Origin of the sequence: Prosthecobacter sp., assembly GCF_044222345.1 — a bacterium.
In the GTDB taxonomy this organism is placed as follows: Bacteria; Verrucomicrobiota; Verrucomicrobiia; order Verrucomicrobiales; family Verrucomicrobiaceae; genus Prosthecobacter.
On sequence record NZ_JBGANL010000012.1, the window covers coordinates 1 to 19,043 of the forward strand.

The window sequence follows — 19,043 nt, forward strand, 5'->3', positions numbered from 1 at the left end:
GTGCCCGGATGCCTCGCTGCCAGTTATCTGACCACCTCGCTCCATCTCACAACTGCCTGAAAGCAAGGTGCATGGATCATTCCCCATCGCTCAATAGAACGGTGCGTGCCGAACAGTACTGGCAGGAGTGCCCATCGTACTTTTTCACATGCCCAGCATCTTCACCAGAAAGGCCCACTCGTCCGCAGTCCTCTCGATGGTCTTGCTCAGCGCCGTCCCGGCTCCATGCCCCGCACTGGTTTCGATGCGGATGAGGACCGGCGGACCGTCCTTGGCCTGGCATTCCTGCAGGCGTGAGCCGAACTTGAAGCTGTGCGCGGGGACGACACGATCGTCGTGGTCGCTGGTGAGCACAAGTGTGGCGGGGTAGCGGGCACCGGATTTCAGATTGTGATAAGGCGAGTATTTGAGCAGCGCTCCGAATTCCGCCGGGTTTTCCACGCTGCCGTAATCGCTTTTCCAGCCCCAGCCGATGGTGAATTTCTCGAAGCGGAGCATGTCCAGCACACCCACGGCGGGCAAAGCAGCAGCGTAGAGCTCAGGGCGTTGCGTCATGCACGCACCCACAAGAAGACCGCCGTTGCTGCCGCCCTGGATCGCGAGCCTGGCGCTGGTGGTGTATTTGTGCGCGATGAGCCATTCTGCTGCAGCGATGAAGTCGTCGAACACGTTTTGTTTGCCCAGTTTGATGCCGGCCTGATGCCACTGGCGGCCATACTCACCACCGCCGCGCAGGTTGGGCATGGCAAAGACGCCGCCCATCTCCAGCCACACGGCGCGTGAGATGGAGAAACCGGGAGTGAGGTTGATGTTGAAGCCACCGTAGCCGTAGAGCAGCGTGGGATTCGAGCCGTCGAGCTTCAGCCCCTTTTTGTGCACGATGAACATGGGCACCCGCGTGCCGTCCTTGCTGTGGTAAAAGACCTGCTGTGTCTCATAGGCGGAGCCGTCAAAGTCCACCTGCGGCTTCTTCCACAGACGGCTCTCTCCGGTTTTGAGATCCATGCGGTAGATGGCCCCGGGCTCGGTGAAGCCGGTGAAGCTGTAGAAGGTCTCCGTATCGTGCCGATGACCGCCAAAGCCACCCGCGCTGCCGATGCCTGGCAGCTTGACCTCTCGGATGAGTTTGCCATCGAGATCGAGACACTTTACCTCGGTTTTCGCATCGCGCAGGTATTCGCAGAACATGTAGCCACCTGCAGTGCTCACGCCTTCCAGCAGCACCTTTGGCACCTCGGGTACCACGATGCGCCAGTTGCCACGCTCCGGCTTGCGCACGTCGATGGCGATGACTTGGTAGCACGGCGCATTCAGGTCCGTGCGGAAGTAGAAGACGGGGCCGTCGTTGTCGATGAACTCATAGCGTGCGTCGTTGTCATCGAGCAGCTCCACCACCGGGCCACCTGCGATCTTCTGGTAAAAGACGCGGTTCTTGGGCTCCGTGCCCAGCCACACCTGGATGATGAGGTACTGCCCGTCCTCCGTTACGCCGCCACCGAAGCCCCATTTCGGCTCGTCCTTGCGTTCGTAGATGAGCTGATCTTCGCTCTGTGGTTTTCCCAGCGGGTGGAAGTAGAGCTTGTGAAATTCGTTCTTCGCCGTCAATGCCCCGCCGGTCTTAGGTTCATCGTAGCGGGAGTAGTAGAAGCCGCTGCCGTCCTTGCGCCAAGACAAGCCGCTAAACTTCACCCAGCGCACCACGTCATCGAGATCTCGTCCGCTGGCGATGTCGCGCACGCGGATCGTGTTCCAGTCGCTGCCGGCCTCGGAAACACCGTAGGCCATGAATTTGCCGTCCTCGCTAGGCGCGTAGTCAGAGAGGGAGGTGGTGCCGTCCTTTGACATCGCATTGGGGTCCAGCAGCACCTTCGCCTCCCCTCCTAGCGATTCGGCGGTCATGAGCACCGCCTGGTTTTGCAGGCCGGAGTTGTAGGTGTAAAACCAGCGCCCGCCCTGCTCAAAGGGCCGTCCCACGCGCTCATAGTTCCACAGCTTTTGCAGCCGTGCTTTGATCTCCTCACGGCGCGGCAGCTTTTCCAGATACCCAAAGGTCACCGCGTTCTGCGCCTTCACCCACGCCTTCGTCTCCTCCGAGTTGTCATCCTCGAGCCAGCGATAAGGGTCGGAAACCGTCACGCCATGATGAGCGTCCACCACGTCCTCCTTGCGTGTCTGGGGATAGGTCAAAACTTCGGCGGTGAGAGTGGCGGTGGTCATGAGGAGCAGATATGCGGCACGCATGGCGGCATCCTGCCAGTCATTTCAAACTTTGCATTTTCCAATTCTCATTTTGCAATCCTACCCGCCCCCGCCACGCTCATTACACACCCTTTCCAGCCATCATGCCCATCTCTCCTGACCAATACGAAAAGCTCGGCACTTTCTACCTCGGTCGTGAATACGATCTCGCGGCAAAGCAGGTCAAAGACGACCTCATTCTCTACGACTCCAAGGATCTGGTGACGCACGGCGTCGTCCTCGGCATGACGGGCAGCGGCAAGACCGGGCTGTGCCTGTCCCTGCTCGAAGAAGCGGCGATGGATGGCGTGCCTGTCATCGCGATTGATCCGAAAGGCGACATTGGCAATGCGCTGCTCACTTTTCCCAATCTCACGCCGGAGGAGTTTCGCCCGTGGATCAATGAGGACGAAGCGCGGCGCAAAGGACAGTCGCCTGAGGATTACGCAGCGGCACAATCGTCACTGTGGCAGAAGGGTCTCGGTGAGTGGGGCCAAAGCGCAGACCGCATCAAGAAACTGCGCGCGACGGTGGACATGGCGATCTACACACCGGGTAGCAATGCAGGACTGCCTGTGTCCATTCTCAGCTCGCTGAACTGCCCTCCCGCCGAGGTGATGGACGACGCCGAAGCTCTCGGCGATCGCATCGAAAGCACCGTGTCCTCCATGCTGGGCCTGCTGAACGTCAATGCTGACCCCATCCAATCGCCGGAGCACATCCTGCTGAGCAACATTGTCGCTTTTTGCTGGAAGAAGGGGCAAGACATCACACTGGAAAATCTGGTGCGCCAGATCCAGCAGCCGCCGATTCACAAGGTCGGGGTGGTGGATCTCGACAGCTTCATGCCTGAGGCCAAGCGCACCGCGCTGGCGATGAAACTGAACAACCTCCTCGCGTCTCCTGGCTTCAGCACCTGGCTCGAAGGCGAGGCTCTCGACATTCAGCGCATGTACTACACGCCTGAGGGCAAGCCGCGCATCACGATCTTCTGCATCGCGCATCTGAGCGATACAGAGCGCATGTTCTTCGTCTCGCTGCTGATGAACCAGCTTCTCGGCTGGATGCGCACGCAGCAGGGCACCACATCCCTGCGCGCCATTTTCTACATGGATGAGATCTACGGCTACCTGCCGCCGACGGCGACGCCGCCTTCGAAGAAGCCGCTCATGATTCTGCTCAAACAAGCTCGCGCGTTTGGCCTCGGCATTCTGCTGGCCACGCAGAACCCGGCAGACCTTGACTACAAGGCGCTGGCAAACATCGGCACCTGGTGGCTGGGCCGCCTGCAAACGGAGCGCGACAAGATGCGTGTGCTCGAAGGGCTCGAAGGAGCAGCCAACACGGCGGGAGGCAAGTTTGACCGCCAGCTCATGGAGCAGACGCTGGCAGGACTCGGCAACCGCGTCTTCCTCATGAACAACGTGCATGAAGACCATCCCGTGGTCTTCACCGTGCGCTGGCTGATGAGCTACCTCAGCGGACCGCTCTCCCGCCCGCAGATCAAGGCGCTCATGGACCCGTTGCGCCCCAAGGCTGGAGCCAAGGCAGCGACCGCAGCCGAGGATGATGGCTTTGCTCCGCCCGGAGCAAGCGGCGAGGCAGTCGCCGACCGTAACACCCTGCGCCCGAAGCTGCCCGAAGGAGCCACCGAGCTTTTTGAGCCCAGCGATGAAGACGGCGAGCGCATCACCTACACGCCCGCCATTTTACGCAGTGCGACGGTCATGTTTGATGATGCGAAGCGGAAGATCAGCGGACGCAGCATCATCACCCTAGTGAATGAAATCGACATCGAAAAGCAGAAGGTGCTGTGGGACAAGTTTGTCGATGTGCCGAAAGACGACGATCTCTCAAAATACGAAAGCGAGCCGAAGGAGAACGCCGCCTACGCTGATCTACCGGGCCCCGCGCTGAAAACAACGACCTACGCCAGCATCAAGAAAGACTTCGCAGACTGGGTGTTTGCCAACCACAACCTTGAACTCTTCTTCTCACCGTTGCTGGAGGTGTATTCGAATCCTGGGGAGAAGCAGGACGAGTTCAAGGTGCGCATCACGCAAACGACGCGCGAGCAACGTGACGCTGCGATTGAAGAACTGCGTGCAAAAACAGCCAAGACGATGAAATCGCTGCAAGACAAGGCGGAGAAAGCCGCCAGCAAGGTGGATGTGCAGCAGGCACAATCCAGCAGTGCGAAAATGAGCACCCTCGTGGAAATCGGCGGCAGCCTTCTGGGCATGTTCATGGGCCGCAAGACCAGCCTCGTCAAAGCCAGCACCGTCAACAGCGCCTCGCGTGTGTGGAAAGAAGGAGCGGATGTCAAAGCCGCCCAGAGCGAACTGGAGTCCCTCAAAGCCGAGATGGCGGAAATGGAAAAGCAGATCGCCGATGACACCCAGAAAATCCGCGATCAATACGATCCTGCCACTCTGGTGTTTGAGACGTTCAAACTGAGTCCGGTGAAGAAAAACATCCAGGTAACTGCGACGGGAATTTTGTGGCTGGCAAAGTAGGGATTTGAAACACCAGCCTTAATTCATTCGGCATGTTTTTTTTGCGGCATCAAACAGCACACGCCGCATCCAACAACAGACGCAACTCATCCTCGATATTCACAGATCTCAATCGATAAACAAAAGACGTCCCGAGGTGAAAATCGTAACCGAGTTGATCACTGACAATCATTTTAAACTCCTGAATGGAACCATCAAACATGACCTTACCGTCGCTGAAGATTTTGGCCCTATTTGCATCCCATTGAAGCTCGTGAACACCAGCAGACGCTTTCCAGCAGCGAACTAACAGCGACAGTCCACATAGCAACCACAGGCCGCCAATCCAATCATTCACTTGGCCAGACACCGCCCCCTTAAGTGTCCAGCACCCGAAGACGATGAAGAACAATCCGCCCACAATCGCATACTCCCTGTCCTTTCCACGGCGATTCAGGGACACGGTCTTCATGAGATGATCTAATTTGTGGCAACAGATCAATACACGTCCCGGCGATACCTCTTCGCCTCCTTCATCGCGTGCACATAGGCGGCGGCCTCCTCAGCCGTTTTGCCGCCTTCCTGCTCAATGATGGTGTGAAGCGCCTTGTCCACATCGCTGGCCATGCGTGAAGCATCGCCACAGACATAAAAGATTGCTCCCTGCTCCAGCCAGGCCCAGAACTCGGCGCTGTTTTCCAGCATTTTGTGCTGAACGTAGATCTTCTCAGCCTGATCGCGGCTCCAGGCGGTGCTGAACTTGGTCAGCGTGCCGTCGGCAAGATAGGACTCGAATTCATTCTTGTAGAAAAAGCAGGACTTGGAACTGACTTCGCCAAAGAAGAGCCAGGCCTTGCCCTTGGCGCTGGTAGCCTTGCGCTCTTCAAGGAAGGCACGGAAGGGCGCGATGCCGGTGCCTGGGCCGCACATGATGATTGGAGTCTCCTCCTGCGGCTCCGGCAGGCGGAAGCCTTTGCCGTGATTCACAAAACACGGAATGAGCGTTTCGTTTGGCGTCACGCGTTCAGCCAGAAAGGTAGAGCACACACCGCCACGCGCGCGGTTGTGGCTGGTGTAGCGCACCGTGGCGACGGTGAGATGCACTTCATCCGGATGCGCCTTCTGGCTGCTGCTGATGGAGTAGAGGCGGATATTCAGCTTCTTCTGCGTGGCCATGAACTCCTCGGGCGTGAACTTGGCGATGGGATTTTCAAGCAGCAGGTCGATCACAAATCGGCCCCAGAGGTATTCTTTGAGCGCTTCTTTCTTCTCCGGCACGCTGAGGTCAGCCAGCAAGGTGTCACCTTCCGTCTTTTCGATGATGGCCTTGATGAGCTTGTTGTCGATCTCGGTGATGAGCGCGCCTTCGACCAAGGCCTGGCGAATGGGAACTTCGGCGGCAGTCTTCGGGTGCCTGACGATTTCAGCGCCGGAGAAACCCAGTGCAGCGAGAGTATCATCCACCAGCGCCGGATCATTCGTGGGCTGCACAGCCAGCGAGTCCCCGGGCGTGTACTCCAAACCTGAACCGGCAAGGTCGATCTCATAATGCGCGGTGTGCTTGGGCGCATCGGGGCCGGAGAGATTGAACATCCGCTTCACCTTGGCGACGCAGGGGTTCTTGACGTTGTAAACGGGCTTGCCGGCTTCAGGAGTGCTCATGGGCGGAGCGTATAAAGGCAGGCCGGAGTTGTCAAACCTGCCCGCCTCAGGCCGGAAGAATCAACATCGCCTTCGCTCCAGCGATGCCTTCCCTGTTCGTCAGTTCCACGCTGCCACCATGCAGTTGCGCCACTTCTTTGACAAAACAGAGCCCGAGACCGGTGCTCTTTTTTCCGCTGTCCGGGCGGGGCAATGAATAGAATCGTTCGAAGACGCGGGTCCGGGCATAGTCCGGAATGCCGGGGCCGCAGTCTTCGATTTCGAGCACCACCTTTCCACCAAAACGATAACCGTGTGCAGTGATGGCGCTGCCTTTTGGAGCAAAGTCGATGGCGTTTTGCAGCAGATTGCCCACGGCGATTTCCAGCAGCCATGGATCTCCTTTCGCCACAAGCTCCCCGCTCATGTCACGCTCCAACCTCACATCCTTCGCCAGGGCGATGAGCGCCAGATGATCCCAGGCACGGTCCAGCACACCCGTAAGATCGACGGCCTCGTTCGTTTCGAGCTTCTTCTGCTTTTCGATGGCCGCGAGGTGCAGCAGGCGTTCGAGGAGATCGCGTAGCCTGCCCGCCTCCGTGTGGATGTTTTGCAAGAAGCGTACCCGCTTGGGCTCCGGCACATCTCCCTGCAAGATTTCACCAGCGCCGAGAATGGCGGCCACGGGACTCTTCAATTCATGCGTGAGGCTCTGCACGTAATGCTCCACGTATTCGCGGCCTTCGAGTGCATCGCGCATGTCTTCGAGTGCTTTGGCGAGAGTTTTCATCTGATGCCCCGGCATGCGCGGCGAGGTGGAGCGCTCCCCGCGGCTCACGGCCAGCGCATGCTGCGTGAGCACCTCCAGCGGGCGTGTGGCCCAGCGTGCCGCGAGATAGATGCCCAGCAGCATGAGCAGCACGGTGGTGATGATGGACCACTTCAGCCAGCGCTCCGTCTCCCACACAAAAGCCAGCACGCCACGCTGGGGCTTGGCCACGCTGAGCATGCCAATGGTTTTGCCTTCATGCAGGATGGGTGCACCCACATACATGACGATGGAAAGCGGATCGTATTCGCTCATGCGGGAGGAGCGCGCGCCGTACTGCCCCATGAGGGTGAGGTTCACATCACGGTGATTGGAGATCGTGCCTGGCTTCTCGATACCTGCGGAGTCAAAGATCACACGCCCCTGCGCATCGGTGACATAGACCTGCATGTCCACGTGGGTTTTGCTGAGGTTGTAGATCTGCGCCTTGAGCTGGCGCTGCTGGGCGGCATGCACCGCCTTCTCGACGGCCTGCGGTTTGAGCACGCCGTCATCCGCATCCGCGCCGACGACTTCGGCGAGGATGTTTGCCACATCGACCATTGGTTCCTCGATGGCCTCAAAGTACTGCCGCTCCACGCGGTGGATGAGCTGGGTAAAAAGCACAAACAAGCCCACCGTCGCCACCACGGCGAAGCCCAGCAGAAAACGTGCAGTGAGGCTCATGCGGCGGGCCAGGTTTCGAGCAGTGAGTAGCCCATGCCGCGATGCGTGACGATAGGATCGAGTCCCTCCCGCACGCCGCGCATGCGGGCGCGCAGCGTTTTGACATGCGTGTCCACCGTGCGCTCCATGGAGGCGTCCGGCTCTTCGGAGGCGTGATCCATGAGCTGCTCACGACTAAACACGCGCCCCGGATGAGCCGCGAAGGCTTTGAGCATGCGGAATTCGTAACGCGACAGATTCAAGGCGGTGCCGAAGTAAATGGCCTGGCAGCGCGTGTCGTCGATGACAAGCGGGATGGAGGTGTCCGAGCCGTGTACAGGCAGCGGAATGGCCGAAACACGTCGCAGGATGGCACGCACGCGGGCCACGAGTTCGCGCGGGCTGAAGGGTTTCACGACGTAGTCATCCCCGCCGATCTCCAGGCCCACCACGCGGTCCACTTCACTGGAGCGCGCGGTGAGAAAGAGAATCGGCAGCGACTGCGTCTTGCGGATCGTCTTGCAGACCTCAAAGCCGGTGATGTCGGGCAGGCCGACATCGAGAATGATGAGGCTGAAGTCCTGCGACTTCATCTGCTCCAGAGCAGCATGCCCGGTGGCGGCACTCGTCACAGCAAAGCCGTCGGCTTCGAGCGCATAGACAACGTTTTCGCAGATGGAGGGCTCGTCTTCGACGATGAGGATTTTGGCAGGCATTTCGGCTGGGGTGAATGTTTGAACCGCTGATGGGAGGCTGACAAGACGCTTGTTTGGAATCTATCAGCGGCTCGAATCTTGGAATCATGCGAGACGCGGTGAAACGGCGCCGAGCTTCTGGCTCCAGTCCACCCTGGCGGTCAGGGCCATCAAGACGCCCAGGGTGACAATGCCCCCCACAGTGAGTGTTAGCCCGGTGAGCCCCTTGAAGAAAAAGCTGTAGCTGAAGAGCACCATGTAGGCGGCCTGTGCGACGATGGCGACGCGGAACAGAAAATCTCCAGCGGCGGCGCGCAGATAGCCGCACACCAGCAGCAGTGAAGCCCCTGCGGCGATGACGAAGCTGAAATGCACGGGAACCACATCCAGCATGTAGGAAAACAGGAGGGGAAAGGCAAAGAAACCTGCGGCGAGGAAAAAATAATTCACCGGATGCAGCGCCACCCCACGTGAAGTGGCGGCAATAATGATCACGACAAAGAAAAGCAGCAGAGACAGCGGCGCATAGAAGGAGATCTGGGCGGCCACGGGGCCGGCGTTGAGCTCGCGCGGCATTTCCAGGCTGATGCCCGGCGCTGAAATGGCGTCTTCGTATTTCCAGACGAGTTCCATGCCTTTCTCAGTGGCTTTGCGATCAGTGGGTGAACTGATGGGGAAATTCACATCGGTAAAATTGGTGCTCATTGAGAGGGCGAAGTCACGAATGCGGCTGGCATCGGCAAAGACGTAACCCCAGGAATTCATGCCGCGGCATTCGTAGCTGACGCTGATTGAAATGCTTTCACCCGGAGCAAGCTGAACACTGTCCGAAATGACACCTTCCTGCGGTGCCGCCATGGAGCGGCGCATGGAAGCGCCTTCACCGAGAGTGAAACGAATTTTGTCGAGCAGTGTCTTTCCAGCGGGAAGATCGAATCCCACGTTCAGCGTCTGCGTGATGGCCGTGCTGTTGGTGAAAGAGTAGGCGCCCTCAAACTTCACACTGTAGGTGCGGTGCCAGAGCAGCCCCATTTTGACAGGTTGATAGACCAGCTGGACTTTGACATCGCTCTTTGACGGCTGGAGCACCACGGTGGAGCCGCTGGATGAAGTGTACCGTGCGCCAGGATGCTTTTGCATCAACTGAGGGCCCCAGCGTCCGCTGACATCGTCCCCTGTTTGATAGCCGACCTGGGCGGTGCGTTGTGTGATAACACCGCCCAGCAGCCACCAGGCGATGGTGGTGCAGACGAAGATGACGGCGATGGAGGCGAGATGGGTGAGTTTCATAGCAGTGATGAGATGAGGGTGACGTGGGGATCAGTTGGTGGTGCGCTTGCGGTAGGTGATTCGGGCCTGGGGTTGTTGATCACGACAAAGCGCCTTGCGCAGGTGGAGACCGGGTGCGGCGGGCTTGTCGGTGATGGGATCAACGTTGCCCGCGAAGCTGAGGTCGTAGGCGGCGGGGAGCTGGACGTTCCAGTCGATCTGCCTGGCAAAGAGCGGTGTCTGCGGCAGCGCGAGATCGAGTTCACCTTCGGCAAGTTGCAAGGGAGAGAGCACGGCGGTGAAGGAGATCTTCACTTCTGACTCTGCCCCGTCGGTGGCGGGATCATCGAGGGGAATCACCACGCGGTTCGCTTCTTCGAGCAAAGGACGCACGGCTTCGCCATTCACATGGCATTGGAGCAGCTTGGCGGACTCTGGAAGCTGCAGCATAAACCTGGCCGGATGATCGTGGCGCACAGTGACCGCGCCCTCTGTAAGCGCTGAACCATCGCGAACGACCTGCGTGGTGTAGGATGCCATGGAGACGATGGCGTCATCCGTGAGAGTGGCGACAGACGTCGGCGCGGACTTACGTGCATCTTCGAATGTGAAGGAGACATCGCCACCCGGCGCCGGAAGGGAAACGAGGCCCGCACTGCTGAGAGTTTGCGTAACCGCCCCGTGTTGAAGAAGCAGCATTTTGCCCTCGGGCAGTTCTTTGACTTCGAGCGATGCAATGGGTGATGCGGCAAGATGCAGCGTGGTCCCCTGCCCTGTTTTGGCAAGCGCGAAGGTCAGCTTCACATTTTGTGCGCCCACTTTGTCTGTAATGAGGCAGAGATGGTCGTCATTGACAATGAGGCGCGCATCCTTGGGCTCCACGGTGAGCACTCCCGCGGCAGCACCCGTCAGGGGGACCGCGTGCCACTCGCCATCGAAGTTCTCGACCTGCATCTCGGCGGTGATCGTGGCGGCCTGGGAGTCGAGATGGTACAGCGCGGAAAGCAGCGCCGCCGTGACCGGAGGCGGTGGCTTGACTGCGGGAGGTGGCGGCTCCTTTGGCAGCGTGGCAGCAACGAGACGCTTGAGTTCGCCGTAGGTGATGCGCACCTCGCTCTCATCAAGTGTGGCGTTGGTGACGGGTTGAGCCAGCAGAGCGCTGGCTCCCAGCAGAAGGAGAATGAGTGGTTTCATCGACGCCCAAAATCAAAAGGGGCGTGAAACCTTGATGAAACCAGAATGAAATGGACGTGAAAACACACAGCACAAAATTGCCTTCCTCCAAAGGAAAGCGGCTGGCAGCAGCGTTGGTTTATGCTCCATCCGCCGTCATGCCAAGACTCATCCTTTCCCTTCTGATCTGCAGCAGCATTCTCAATGCGGCCGAGGTGCCGCCGGCCCAGCGCGACTATCCGCTGCCCGACGCCGCCAAACTCCAGGATAATCAAGGCCGCGACAACGGCGTTCGGTTTGTGGATCTGAACGGCGACGGCCATGAGGACATCGTGCTTTCCAATGCGCGTGAGTATGGCGTGTTTCTCTTCGTGCCGAAGGAACGTGCCAAGAAGGGCCTGCAGTGGGATGAAGGCTGGTCGCAGGTGATGCGCGAAGGCAAGACGGGAGATGCGAACAGCCTGCCGCTGATCGTTCGCGCGGATGGCAGCGACACCGGCGTCTCCTTTCACGATGGTGCGATGTGGAGCGGAACCAAGCAGCGTATTCCCTTTACCGAACTGCTCAAGGTGCCCGGCCCCGCGCCGAAGTCGCCACAGGAGTCTCTGAAGGCACTGCACGTGAAGCCGGGATTTGAGGCGAGACTGGTGGCTGCCGAGCCATTGGTGCAGGATCCGGTGTTCATCGACTGGGATGCGAAAGGCCGCATGTGGGTCGTTGAAATGGGAGACTACCCCTTTGCCCCCGGTGAAAAAACGAAGGATGGCAGTGTGGGGCAGGAAAAAGTTTCTGACCTGCAAACGGGGCGTGTGAAAATCCTCGAAGACACGAATGGCGACGGTGTGTACGACAAGTCCACGCTGTTTCTTGACGGGCTGAAGCATCCCACGGGTCTCGCACATTGGAAGAACGGCGTCTTCATTGCCAACATCCCGGACATCTTCTACGCCGAGGACACGGATGGCGATGGGAAATGCGACAAGCGCGAGACTTGGTACACAGGTTTCACCGCCGGCAATCCGCAGCACTTGGTGAATGGTTTTTGCTGGGGGCTGGATGGCTGGTTCTACGGTGCCAATGGCGACAGCGGCGGCGACATCACCTGTGTGAAGACGGGCAAAAAAATCGCCCTCGGCACCAACGATTTTCGCTTTGATCCGCGCAGCGGCGAATTCGCTCTGGAAGGCGGACGCAGCCAATATGGGAAGTGGCGTGATGATTTTGGCAACTGGTTCGGCAACAACAACAGCACCATCGGCTGGCACTACTGGCTGCCGTTCCGTTATCTCGAACGCCATCCTGAGGTGGTGGTGAAGTCCATCCGCAGCGACATGAATGACGAAAAGCGCGTCTTCCCCGCGAGCCCGCCGGTGCGGCGCTTCAATCAGGGCAGCGCGGTCAACACGCTGACCTCCGGCTGCTCGCCAATCCCCTTTCGTGACAGCACCTTCGGCACCGACGGCGCGCAAGTGATGTTCATCTGCGAACCAGCCAACAATCTGGTGCATCGTGAAGTGCTGAACTACGACGGCGGCACCATCACCTGCAGACGCAACCCCGATGATGTGGGCAGCGAGTTCCTCGCCAGTGAGGACAACTGGTTCCGCCCCAGCATGGCACGCACAGGGCCGGATGGAGCGCTGTATGTGGTGGACATGTACCGGCTCGTGCTGGAGCACCCGGAGTGGATTCCGGCGGAGATCGCGCGTGGTCTGGAGCTGCGCGGCGGGGAGGATCGGGGAAGAATTTATCGGATCAGCAAAAGCGGAGCACCTCAAGGCAGGACGACAATGCACGATCCCATTGCAGCGATGGGTTCTGCCAATGGGTGGATGCGGGATACGGCGCAGCGGCTGCTCATTGAGCGAAATGAGACGTCTGCCATTCCTGCGCTGAAGCCTTTGCTAGGTGCTGCCCCGGCAGTGCGCATCCAGGCGGCGTTCACGCTGATGCAACTCGGCGGCATGAGTGCAGATGAAGTTTTTGCCTTGATCCATCCGCTGACGCCGCAGGTCCGTGCCGGAGCTTTGACGGCCACCGGCACGCAGTCAGATGCAGTCTTCAGTGAGCATGAAAAAGCGCTGCTCAAACAAGTGCCGCAGAAAGCGCCCAGCAAGGCGGTGATGCCGGTGATCACCAACCAGAATCCGAACAGGCAGAAGGTGGTGGCCAAGTATGTGACGGAGACAGCCAGCCTCAGTGGCGATGCAAAACGCGGAGCAGCGGTGTTTCAGAAGGTGTGCATGGTATGTCACAAGGTGCGTGAGCTGGGCGTGGAAGTGGGGCCAGACCTGACCACGGTGGCCACCAAGCCGCGTGAGCAGCTCATCGAGGCCATTTTTGACCCAAACCGTGCGGTGGAGCAACGCAACGCGGCCACGCAGGTGACGAAAAAGGACAAGAGCATGATCGTGGGCCAGCTGGCCTCTGAGACACCGGGCAACATCACGATTCGCCTGCCAGGTGGCGCGGACATCGTCGTGCTGCGCACGGAGATTCAGACCCTGAAAACGCTGACGTCTTCGATCATGCCTGAAGGCCTGGAAAGTGTGCTCACCGCCCAGGATGTGGTGGATGTGCTGGCTTACATCGGCAGCAAGCCGTGAAATAACACCGTGCGATCACCGCCCCATATGGTGATCGGAATTTATTTCACATCACGCCAGAGCCAGCGCAGGGCTTCGGGCAGCATGGGCGCCATGCCTTTGCTGCCGTGAAAGCATTGGGTCCAGTCGATGCGAAAATCGTAGTTCACATACTTCAGTGCGGCAGCCATCTGCTTGTTGGCGATGGGCCAGTTGCCAAATTTGTTGTCGAGATCGTTTTCGCCATCAAGCAGGTAGATGCGGATGGGTTTGCGCTCCGAGGCGCGGATCAGCGAGGGATAAACATCCCCCCCTTTCAGATCCACGAAGGAGCCCACCCAGGAAAGGACTTTGCGGAATTTGTCAGGCCGCTCCCAGGCGACGGTGAAGGAGCAGATGCCGCCGGAGGAACCTCCTGCGATGGCCCAGGCTTCAGGCTGCGGCCGAAACTTGGTTTGATAGCGCTTCTCGACCTCGGGCAGGATTTCGTCGATCAAAAAACTCGCATAGGCAGGGCCAAGCGAATCGTACTCAAAACCGCGATTGGCAGCCTTCTCACCGGGCTTTTGCTTTATCATGCGCCCCGGATCAATGAAGACGCCAACCGTGCGTGGCATCTCTTTTTTATGGATGAGGTTGTCAAAGACCACTGAGGCGCGCATGGAGCCGTTGGGATCGACATGGCGTGAGCCATCCTGCCAGACCATGAGGCAGGTTTCCTCGCCGGGCTTGAAGCCTGCGGGCAGGTAGACCGTCACCGTGCGAACGGTGTCTGGAAAGACCTCGCTGGTGTTCCATTCAAACTTCTCCAGCCTGCCCTGCGGCACCTCTTTGTGAGGCAGGCTGTCAGCAGTGTACTCGAAATATTCGACGTGCACCGTGCCTGCGAGGTGGGGCATGCCGTCGGACTCCACGCGGTAGCCGGTTTCGGTGAAATTGGGCATTTCGGTGACGAGCACCTGCAGGCCGTCCTCCCCCAGCGCTGTCATCTCGCCGATCAGAGTGCCGTCCTGCTGCACGACTCGTGCGGGTTTCGGATCAATGATGGCCCAGGCAACGGTGGTCGCTTCGATTTTTGCCGCCGCCCTGCCCTGTGTCAGATTTTGCCGGCCAAAGAGACGCACGACCTGATCATGCAGCATCTGTTGTGTCTCGGCAGTCGATGTTTTTCCCAAGGCGGCCGCGATCTGCCGCGGTGTGATCGAAGGCAGCGCACCCGGTTTGTTTTGAGCAAAACTGAAAGTGACTGCGAAGAGGAACAACGAAAGAAGGGCGAAACGCATGTGTGAGGTTTCTAACGCCACATCGTGCGGTGGAATATCGCCGATTTCCCTGGATGCAGTGTTAGCAATCGAGGAGAGGCGAAAAATGAGGCTCTCAGGAGTCCCCGGTTCTTGTTTATAAAGATGCCGTGAAAGGTGACTTTGCATGCGGCAAAGCAGCCGTGCGCAGGCGCGCCTCAATGCCTTCCATCATGGCGCGCACGTGGCGCCATTTGGTGCGGTCGCGCATGAAGTCCATGCTCTTTTCATACGATCCCCACTGAATCACTTCAATATCCACATGGCGCACGCCCCAGTTGTCCATCATGGAACGGTTCGGTTTATACAAATCGATGGTGCCTGTGCCGACGAGGGCGCTGCCGTAATCATCCACCACATAGGTGACGCCGGGCTGGCCGGCGATACGGAAGAGTGTGCCGACAGGAAAACGCGACCAGTCTGCGGCAGCACTGCGAACGCTGCCAAATCTCAAATTGGTGCCGATCGCATTCTTCACCCCATAGATGATGTGATCGCTTTCATCGTGCGTGTAGGCGGTGGTGCGCACTCGCATCTGAGAATTGCGATACAAATTTGAGGCAGCCAGCAGCGGCGGTTTCGGGTCATCCAGCACAAAGGTGTAGCGCTTGATCGCGCTGGGACGGAACGGGACATTGGTGGCCAAGGCCTTGCGCACTTCGTATTTGACCCCGGTTTGCAAGGGAGCGGACGATTTGTGCCGCATTTCTCTCCATGTTGAGAGCAGGGATTGCCTAGGCAGAGCACAGCTAGAAATCATGGCCATCAAGACACTACATAGGCCAGCGGTCATCAAATGTGAGTTGTACATGGCTGGATAGTTTTGGAATTACGAAAAACGTACCGTAATTTTCATATACCTTCAATATAAAAAGAATATTTTCCATATGTTTAACATTCAACAAATGTTAATTTGCGTAACTCTTGGATAGTTACACTCCTCGCCTTCAAGCCGTCCGAGCTATGTGGTTTTGCCTCCGCCGTCTCTTTGCCCTTTTATTCTGCCTGCTCTTCCCAGAGCTTTCGCCAGTGGTCGAGGCGCTCTTTGATGCGAGCTTCCAATCCATTGGCTGTGGGATCGTAGTACTGGCGGCCCCCTTCCAGGCAGCGCTGGGGCACGAAACCACCCTCGTAATTGTGCGGATAGAGATATCCTTCGCCGTGGCCAAACTCTTTGGCGGCTTTTTTGTGATGGGCATCCCGCAGATGCTTCGGCACCGGCAGGGTGCGGCCGTTTTTCACATCCTCCAAAGCGGCATCAATGGCGGTGTAGGAGCGGTTGCTCTTCGGTGCGGTGGCATTGTAAATGGTGGCATGCGCCAGGATGATGCGTGCCTCCGGCATGCCGATGAATTCGACGGCCTGCTGAGCTGCCACCGCAACGCGAAGAGCGTTACTATCAGCCATGCCAATGTCTTCACTGGCAGCGATGACAATGCGCCGGGCGATGAAGCGGATGTCCTCCCCGGCGTAGAGCATTTTGGCCAGCCAGTAGAGCGCCGCGTCAGGATCTGAGGCTCGCATGCTTTTGATGAAGGCGCTGATGGTGTCGTAGTGCGCATCCCCGTCCCCATCATACACCACGGTCTTTTGCTGCACGGATTCCTCCGCAGCGGCCAGCGTGATGACGATCTCTCCTGCCTCATCTGGCTGCGTGGAGAGCACAGCAAGCTCCAGCGCATTGAGGCAGCGTCGCGCATCCCCATCCGCTACGGTGGCGAGGTGCAGGCGCGCGTCCGGCTCAATCCGGGCATGCATGCCGCCGAGGCCGCGCTCCGTATCACTCAGCGCACGCTCCATCAGCGCTTCGAGGTCAGCAATGCCCAGCGGCTCCAGCGTAAAAACCTGGGAGCGGCTGACCAGCGGGCTGTTCACATAGAAAAACGGATTGTGCGTCGTGGCACCGATGAAGCGCAGCGTACCGCGCTCCAGATGCGGCAGCAGCACATCCTGCTGCGCTTTATTGAAGCGGTGGATCTCATCCACAAAGAGGATGGTCGTCTTGTTGTAGAGCCGGATGTGATGCCCGGCATTCTCCGCCTCTTTGCGGATGTCAGCCACGCTGCTCTCCACGCCGCTGAGCGTGACGAAGCGTGATTTCGTCTCCTGGGAGATGATGTGCGCCAGCGTGGTCTTGCCCACGCCAGGCGGCCCGTAGAGGATGATCGAAGAAAAACGGTCCGCCTGCACGGCACGGCGCAGCAGCTTGCCCTCGGCTAGGATGTGCTGCTGGCCGGCATACTCCTCGAGCGTGCGCGGCCGCATGCGGGAGGCCAGCGGCGCGCCTGCATGGTGCACCGCTGCACCCGCACGGGGCGGTTCAGGGGGCGGAGAGGCAAAAAAGTCGTCGCTCATGCAGTGGAAGGGACGATGAATGACGCGGAAACGCTCCGGCAGCAAATCGCAGTTTGCACCAGCGGTCGTTTGATGTTCGATAAAGCCCCCTGATGAAGCTCTCCAAAAAAGCCGAATATGCCCTCCGCGCCCTCGTGGCGATGGGGCGTGAGCGCGAGGGCACAAATTTCTCCATCCAGGATCTCGCTAGCAAGGAGCACATCCCGCTGAAGTTTCTGGAGCAGATCCTTCTGGCCCTCAAAAACGGGGGCCTTCTGCGCAGCAAGCGCGGCGTGGGCGGCGGCTACCAGCTCGTCACCCATCCGGCGCGAATCACGATTGGAGAGGTGGTGACGCTGTTTGACGGCCCGTTTGATCCCGTTCCGGGAGCGGATCAGGATGCGCTGGGGCAGGTCTTCAGCGGCCTGCGTGATCAGGTGGCGCAGTGGTTTGCGGAGCACACCGTGGCGCAGATCATCGCCAAGGAACGCTCCCGCGAGACGGTTTCGTTTGATATTTGATCACTTGCCAAACAGCCACATGGCCAGGATCAGCGTCCAGGCGATGTTGAAGATCTGTCCACCAAGAAAGGCGAGCGCAGGCTTGCCGCCGCCAAGATTGAAGAGTTCACCCAAACGCGTCTCCAGCCCGATGCAGACAAACGCTGCGGCGAACCACAATTCACGCAGGCCTTTGAGGGGCTTGCTGGCGGCTTCTGCCACGGCGGCAGGCACAAAGTACGAAAACACAACGGAGGCGATGACGAAGCCAATCACAAACTTGGGAAACCGCTCCCAGATGATACGGATGGAGGGCTTCTCTCGTTTCGACGCGCCGTCTTTTCCACCACGCAGCGTCCACCAGATGGACAAAATAAATGCGGCCACGCCGATGAGCACGTTTTGGGAGAGCTTGACGATGACGCCCACCTTGGTGGCGTCTTTGCCCACCTGTTCGGTCGCAGCCGCCACCGAGCCGCTGGTGTCCAGCGTCCCACCGATCCAGGCACCGCCCACGGCCTCGGACAGGCCCATGGACTTGACCGCCCAGGGCATCATGATCATCATCGGCACCGCGCAGAGCAGGACAATGGACGTGACATAGGAGAGCTTTTTGCGGTCCCCCTGAATGGCGCCGCAGGCGGCAATGGCGGCGGACACCCCGCAGATGGAAACGGCGGTGGAGAGCATGACGCCGAACTCATCGTCCACCTTGAGCTTCCTGGAGATGAAGTAGCACACATACCACACCACCGGAATCACCAGCGCAGCCTGCACCAGACCGGGGAGACCCGCTTTCATCATCTCCGGCAGCAGGATCGTCGCACCGAGGAGCACAATGCCCACTTTGATGAAGAACTCCGTGCGCACGGCCTCGCGCAGCCACTCGGGCACAGGCAGCGTGTGACTCCAGAGCAGGCCCAAACCAAGCGCGAACACCACATATTCGAGCCCCCAGGCCTTGATGCCCGCATAGGCCGCGATCCACTGCGACAGCCAGCCCAGAACAAACACCACCACGGCACCGCACAAAAAAGACCCAATTTTTTTGCCTAGTGAAGCAGCCAGCGCAAGCGCCGAGATACCGAGGAACAAGGCCAGCAAGACACCGCTGACGGCGAAGTTGTCCGCAGAGAAGGCCTTTCCCGCATCTGCCACTCCGCTCCAGCCCAAAGCAGGCATTTTGGGGCTCCACCCTTTTGCCACCGCGATCAAGATGGGCAGTGCAGCCAGAACGGCGAGCCAGTCTTCATTTTGCCACCAGCGTGCGGTGGAAGGTCCTGGAGTGGGATAAGCAGAGTCGGAGGCTGCGGAGTTGGCGGTCATAGGTGAATGGGT

At 59.0% G+C, this 19,043-nt stretch carries 14 protein-coding genes; 3 read left to right on the forward strand and 11 right to left on the reverse strand.

What is annotated here, in order from left to right:
• Positions 1 to 144: 144 nt before the first annotated feature.
• A complete protein-coding gene (locus ACILSL_RS08765; protein ID WP_395731631.1) occupies positions 145 to 2,241 on the reverse strand; it encodes a prolyl oligopeptidase family protein in 2,097 nt (698 codons plus the stop codon).
• 101 nt (positions 2,242 to 2,342) lie between these two features.
• On the opposite strand from ACILSL_RS08765, the gene ACILSL_RS08770 reads away from it, so the two are divergent.
• The gene (locus ACILSL_RS08770; protein WP_395731632.1) at positions 2,343 to 4,754 is read left to right on the forward strand and encodes a helicase HerA domain-containing protein; all 2,412 of its coding nucleotides are present in this window, start codon (positions 2,343 to 2,345) and stop codon (positions 4,752 to 4,754) included.
• Positions 4,755 to 4,803: 49 nt separating this feature from the next.
• Here the strand turns inward: ACILSL_RS08770 and ACILSL_RS08775 are convergent, their stop codons facing one another.
• From ACILSL_RS08775 to ACILSL_RS08800, 6 genes are all read right to left on the reverse strand, one after another.
• Positions 4,804 to 5,205, reverse strand: coding sequence for a hypothetical protein (locus ACILSL_RS08775; protein ID WP_395731633.1), 402 nt, complete (start codon positions 5,203 to 5,205; stop codon positions 4,804 to 4,806).
• Between the two features lie 26 nt (positions 5,206 to 5,231).
• Positions 5,232 to 6,395 (reverse strand): sulfite reductase flavoprotein subunit alpha, encoded by a 1,164-nt coding sequence (locus ACILSL_RS08780; protein WP_395731634.1) that lies wholly within the window; start codon positions 6,393 to 6,395, stop codon positions 5,232 to 5,234.
• 46 nt (positions 6,396 to 6,441) lie between these two features.
• The gene (gene creC / locus ACILSL_RS08785; protein WP_395731635.1) at positions 6,442 to 7,869 is read right to left on the reverse strand and encodes a two-component system sensor histidine kinase CreC; all 1,428 of its coding nucleotides are present in this window, start codon (positions 7,867 to 7,869) and stop codon (positions 6,442 to 6,444) included.
• Positions 7,866 to 8,564 (reverse strand): two-component system response regulator CreB, encoded by a 699-nt coding sequence (creB, locus tag ACILSL_RS08790; RefSeq protein ID WP_395731636.1) that lies wholly within the window; start codon positions 8,562 to 8,564, stop codon positions 7,866 to 7,868. The genes creC and creB overlap by 4 nt, the downstream gene beginning before the upstream one ends.
• Before the next feature lie 84 nt (positions 8,565 to 8,648).
• Positions 8,649 to 9,833: an inner membrane CreD family protein gene (locus ACILSL_RS08795; protein WP_395731637.1), complete on the reverse strand. Its 1,185-nt coding sequence runs from the start codon at positions 9,831 to 9,833 to the stop codon at positions 8,649 to 8,651.
• A 30-nt stretch (positions 9,834 to 9,863) separates the two neighbouring features.
• A complete protein-coding gene (locus ACILSL_RS08800) occupies positions 9,864 to 11,006 on the reverse strand; it encodes a hypothetical protein (protein ID WP_395731638.1) in 1,143 nt (380 codons plus the stop codon).
• A gap of 137 nt (positions 11,007 to 11,143) precedes the next feature.
• On the opposite strand from ACILSL_RS08800, the gene ACILSL_RS08805 reads away from it, so the two are divergent.
• Entirely contained in the window at positions 11,144 to 13,591 is a 2,448-nt protein-coding gene (locus tag ACILSL_RS08805) for a PVC-type heme-binding CxxCH protein (RefSeq protein WP_395731639.1), read from the forward strand.
• A gap of 41 nt (positions 13,592 to 13,632) precedes the next feature.
• Here ACILSL_RS08805 and ACILSL_RS08810 read toward each other — a convergent pair whose 3' ends face one another.
• The 3 genes from ACILSL_RS08810 to ACILSL_RS08820 all read right to left on the reverse strand — a co-directional run bounded on the left by ACILSL_RS08810 (position 13,633) and on the right by ACILSL_RS08820 (position 17,226).
• Positions 13,633 to 14,853 (reverse strand): alpha/beta hydrolase, encoded by a 1,221-nt coding sequence (locus tag ACILSL_RS08810; protein ID WP_395731640.1) that lies wholly within the window; start codon positions 14,851 to 14,853, stop codon positions 13,633 to 13,635.
• 115 nt (positions 14,854 to 14,968) lie between these two features.
• Positions 14,969 to 15,577, reverse strand: a complete 609-nt coding sequence (locus tag ACILSL_RS08815; protein WP_395731641.1) for a 3D domain-containing protein — start codon at positions 15,575 to 15,577, stop codon at positions 14,969 to 14,971.
• A gap of 290 nt (positions 15,578 to 15,867) precedes the next feature.
• On the reverse strand, positions 15,868 to 17,226 hold the full coding sequence (locus tag ACILSL_RS08820; protein WP_395731642.1) for a replication-associated recombination protein A: 1,359 nt from the start codon (positions 17,224 to 17,226) through the stop codon (positions 15,868 to 15,870).
• A gap of 92 nt (positions 17,227 to 17,318) precedes the next feature.
• Between ACILSL_RS08820 and ACILSL_RS08825 the strand changes: the two genes are divergently transcribed.
• Positions 17,319 to 17,726: an RrF2 family transcriptional regulator gene (locus ACILSL_RS08825; protein ID WP_395731643.1), complete on the forward strand. Its 408-nt coding sequence runs from the start codon at positions 17,319 to 17,321 to the stop codon at positions 17,724 to 17,726.
• On the opposite strand, the gene ACILSL_RS08830 is transcribed toward ACILSL_RS08825, so the two are convergent.
• The gene (locus ACILSL_RS08830; protein WP_395731644.1) at positions 17,727 to 19,031 is read right to left on the reverse strand and encodes a YeiH family protein; all 1,305 of its coding nucleotides are present in this window, start codon (positions 19,029 to 19,031) and stop codon (positions 17,727 to 17,729) included.
• Positions 19,032 to 19,043 lie beyond the last annotated feature (12 nt).

Coding starts and splice junctions, on each gene's coding strand:
- creB (WP_395731636.1), bottom strand. CDS start 8,564: ATGCCTGCCAAAATCCTCATCGTCGAAGACGAGCCCTCCATCTGCGAA.
- creC (WP_395731635.1), bottom strand. CDS start 7,869: ATGAGCCTCACTGCACGTTTTCTGCTGGGCTTCGCCGTGGTGGCGACG.
- ACILSL_RS08765 (WP_395731631.1), bottom strand. CDS start 2,241: ATGCGTGCCGCATATCTGCTCCTCATGACCACCGCCACTCTCACCGCC.
- ACILSL_RS08825 (WP_395731643.1), top strand. CDS start 17,319: ATGAAGCTCTCCAAAAAAGCCGAATATGCCCTCCGCGCCCTCGTGGCG.
- ACILSL_RS08795 (WP_395731637.1), bottom strand. CDS start 9,833: ATGAAACTCACCCATCTCGCCTCCATCGCCGTCATCTTCGTCTGCACC.
- ACILSL_RS08810 (WP_395731640.1), bottom strand. CDS start 14,853: ATGCGTTTCGCCCTTCTTTCGTTGTTCCTCTTCGCAGTCACTTTCAGT.
- ACILSL_RS08770 (WP_395731632.1), top strand. CDS start 2,343: ATGCCCATCTCTCCTGACCAATACGAAAAGCTCGGCACTTTCTACCTC.
- ACILSL_RS08820 (WP_395731642.1), bottom strand. CDS start 17,226: ATGAGCGACGACTTTTTTGCCTCTCCGCCCCCTGAACCGCCCCGTGCG.
- ACILSL_RS08815 (WP_395731641.1), bottom strand. CDS start 15,577: ATGCGGCACAAATCGTCCGCTCCCTTGCAAACCGGGGTCAAATACGAA.
- ACILSL_RS08775 (WP_395731633.1), bottom strand. CDS start 5,205: ATGAAGACCGTGTCCCTGAATCGCCGTGGAAAGGACAGGGAGTATGCG.
- ACILSL_RS08800 (WP_395731638.1), bottom strand. CDS start 11,006: ATGAAACCACTCATTCTCCTTCTGCTGGGAGCCAGCGCTCTGCTGGCT.
- ACILSL_RS08805 (WP_395731639.1), top strand. CDS start 11,144: ATGCCAAGACTCATCCTTTCCCTTCTGATCTGCAGCAGCATTCTCAAT.
- ACILSL_RS08830 (WP_395731644.1), bottom strand. CDS start 19,031: ATGACCGCCAACTCCGCAGCCTCCGACTCTGCTTATCCCACTCCAGGA.
- ACILSL_RS08780 (WP_395731634.1), bottom strand. CDS start 6,395: ATGAGCACTCCTGAAGCCGGCAAGCCCGTTTACAACGTCAAGAACCCC.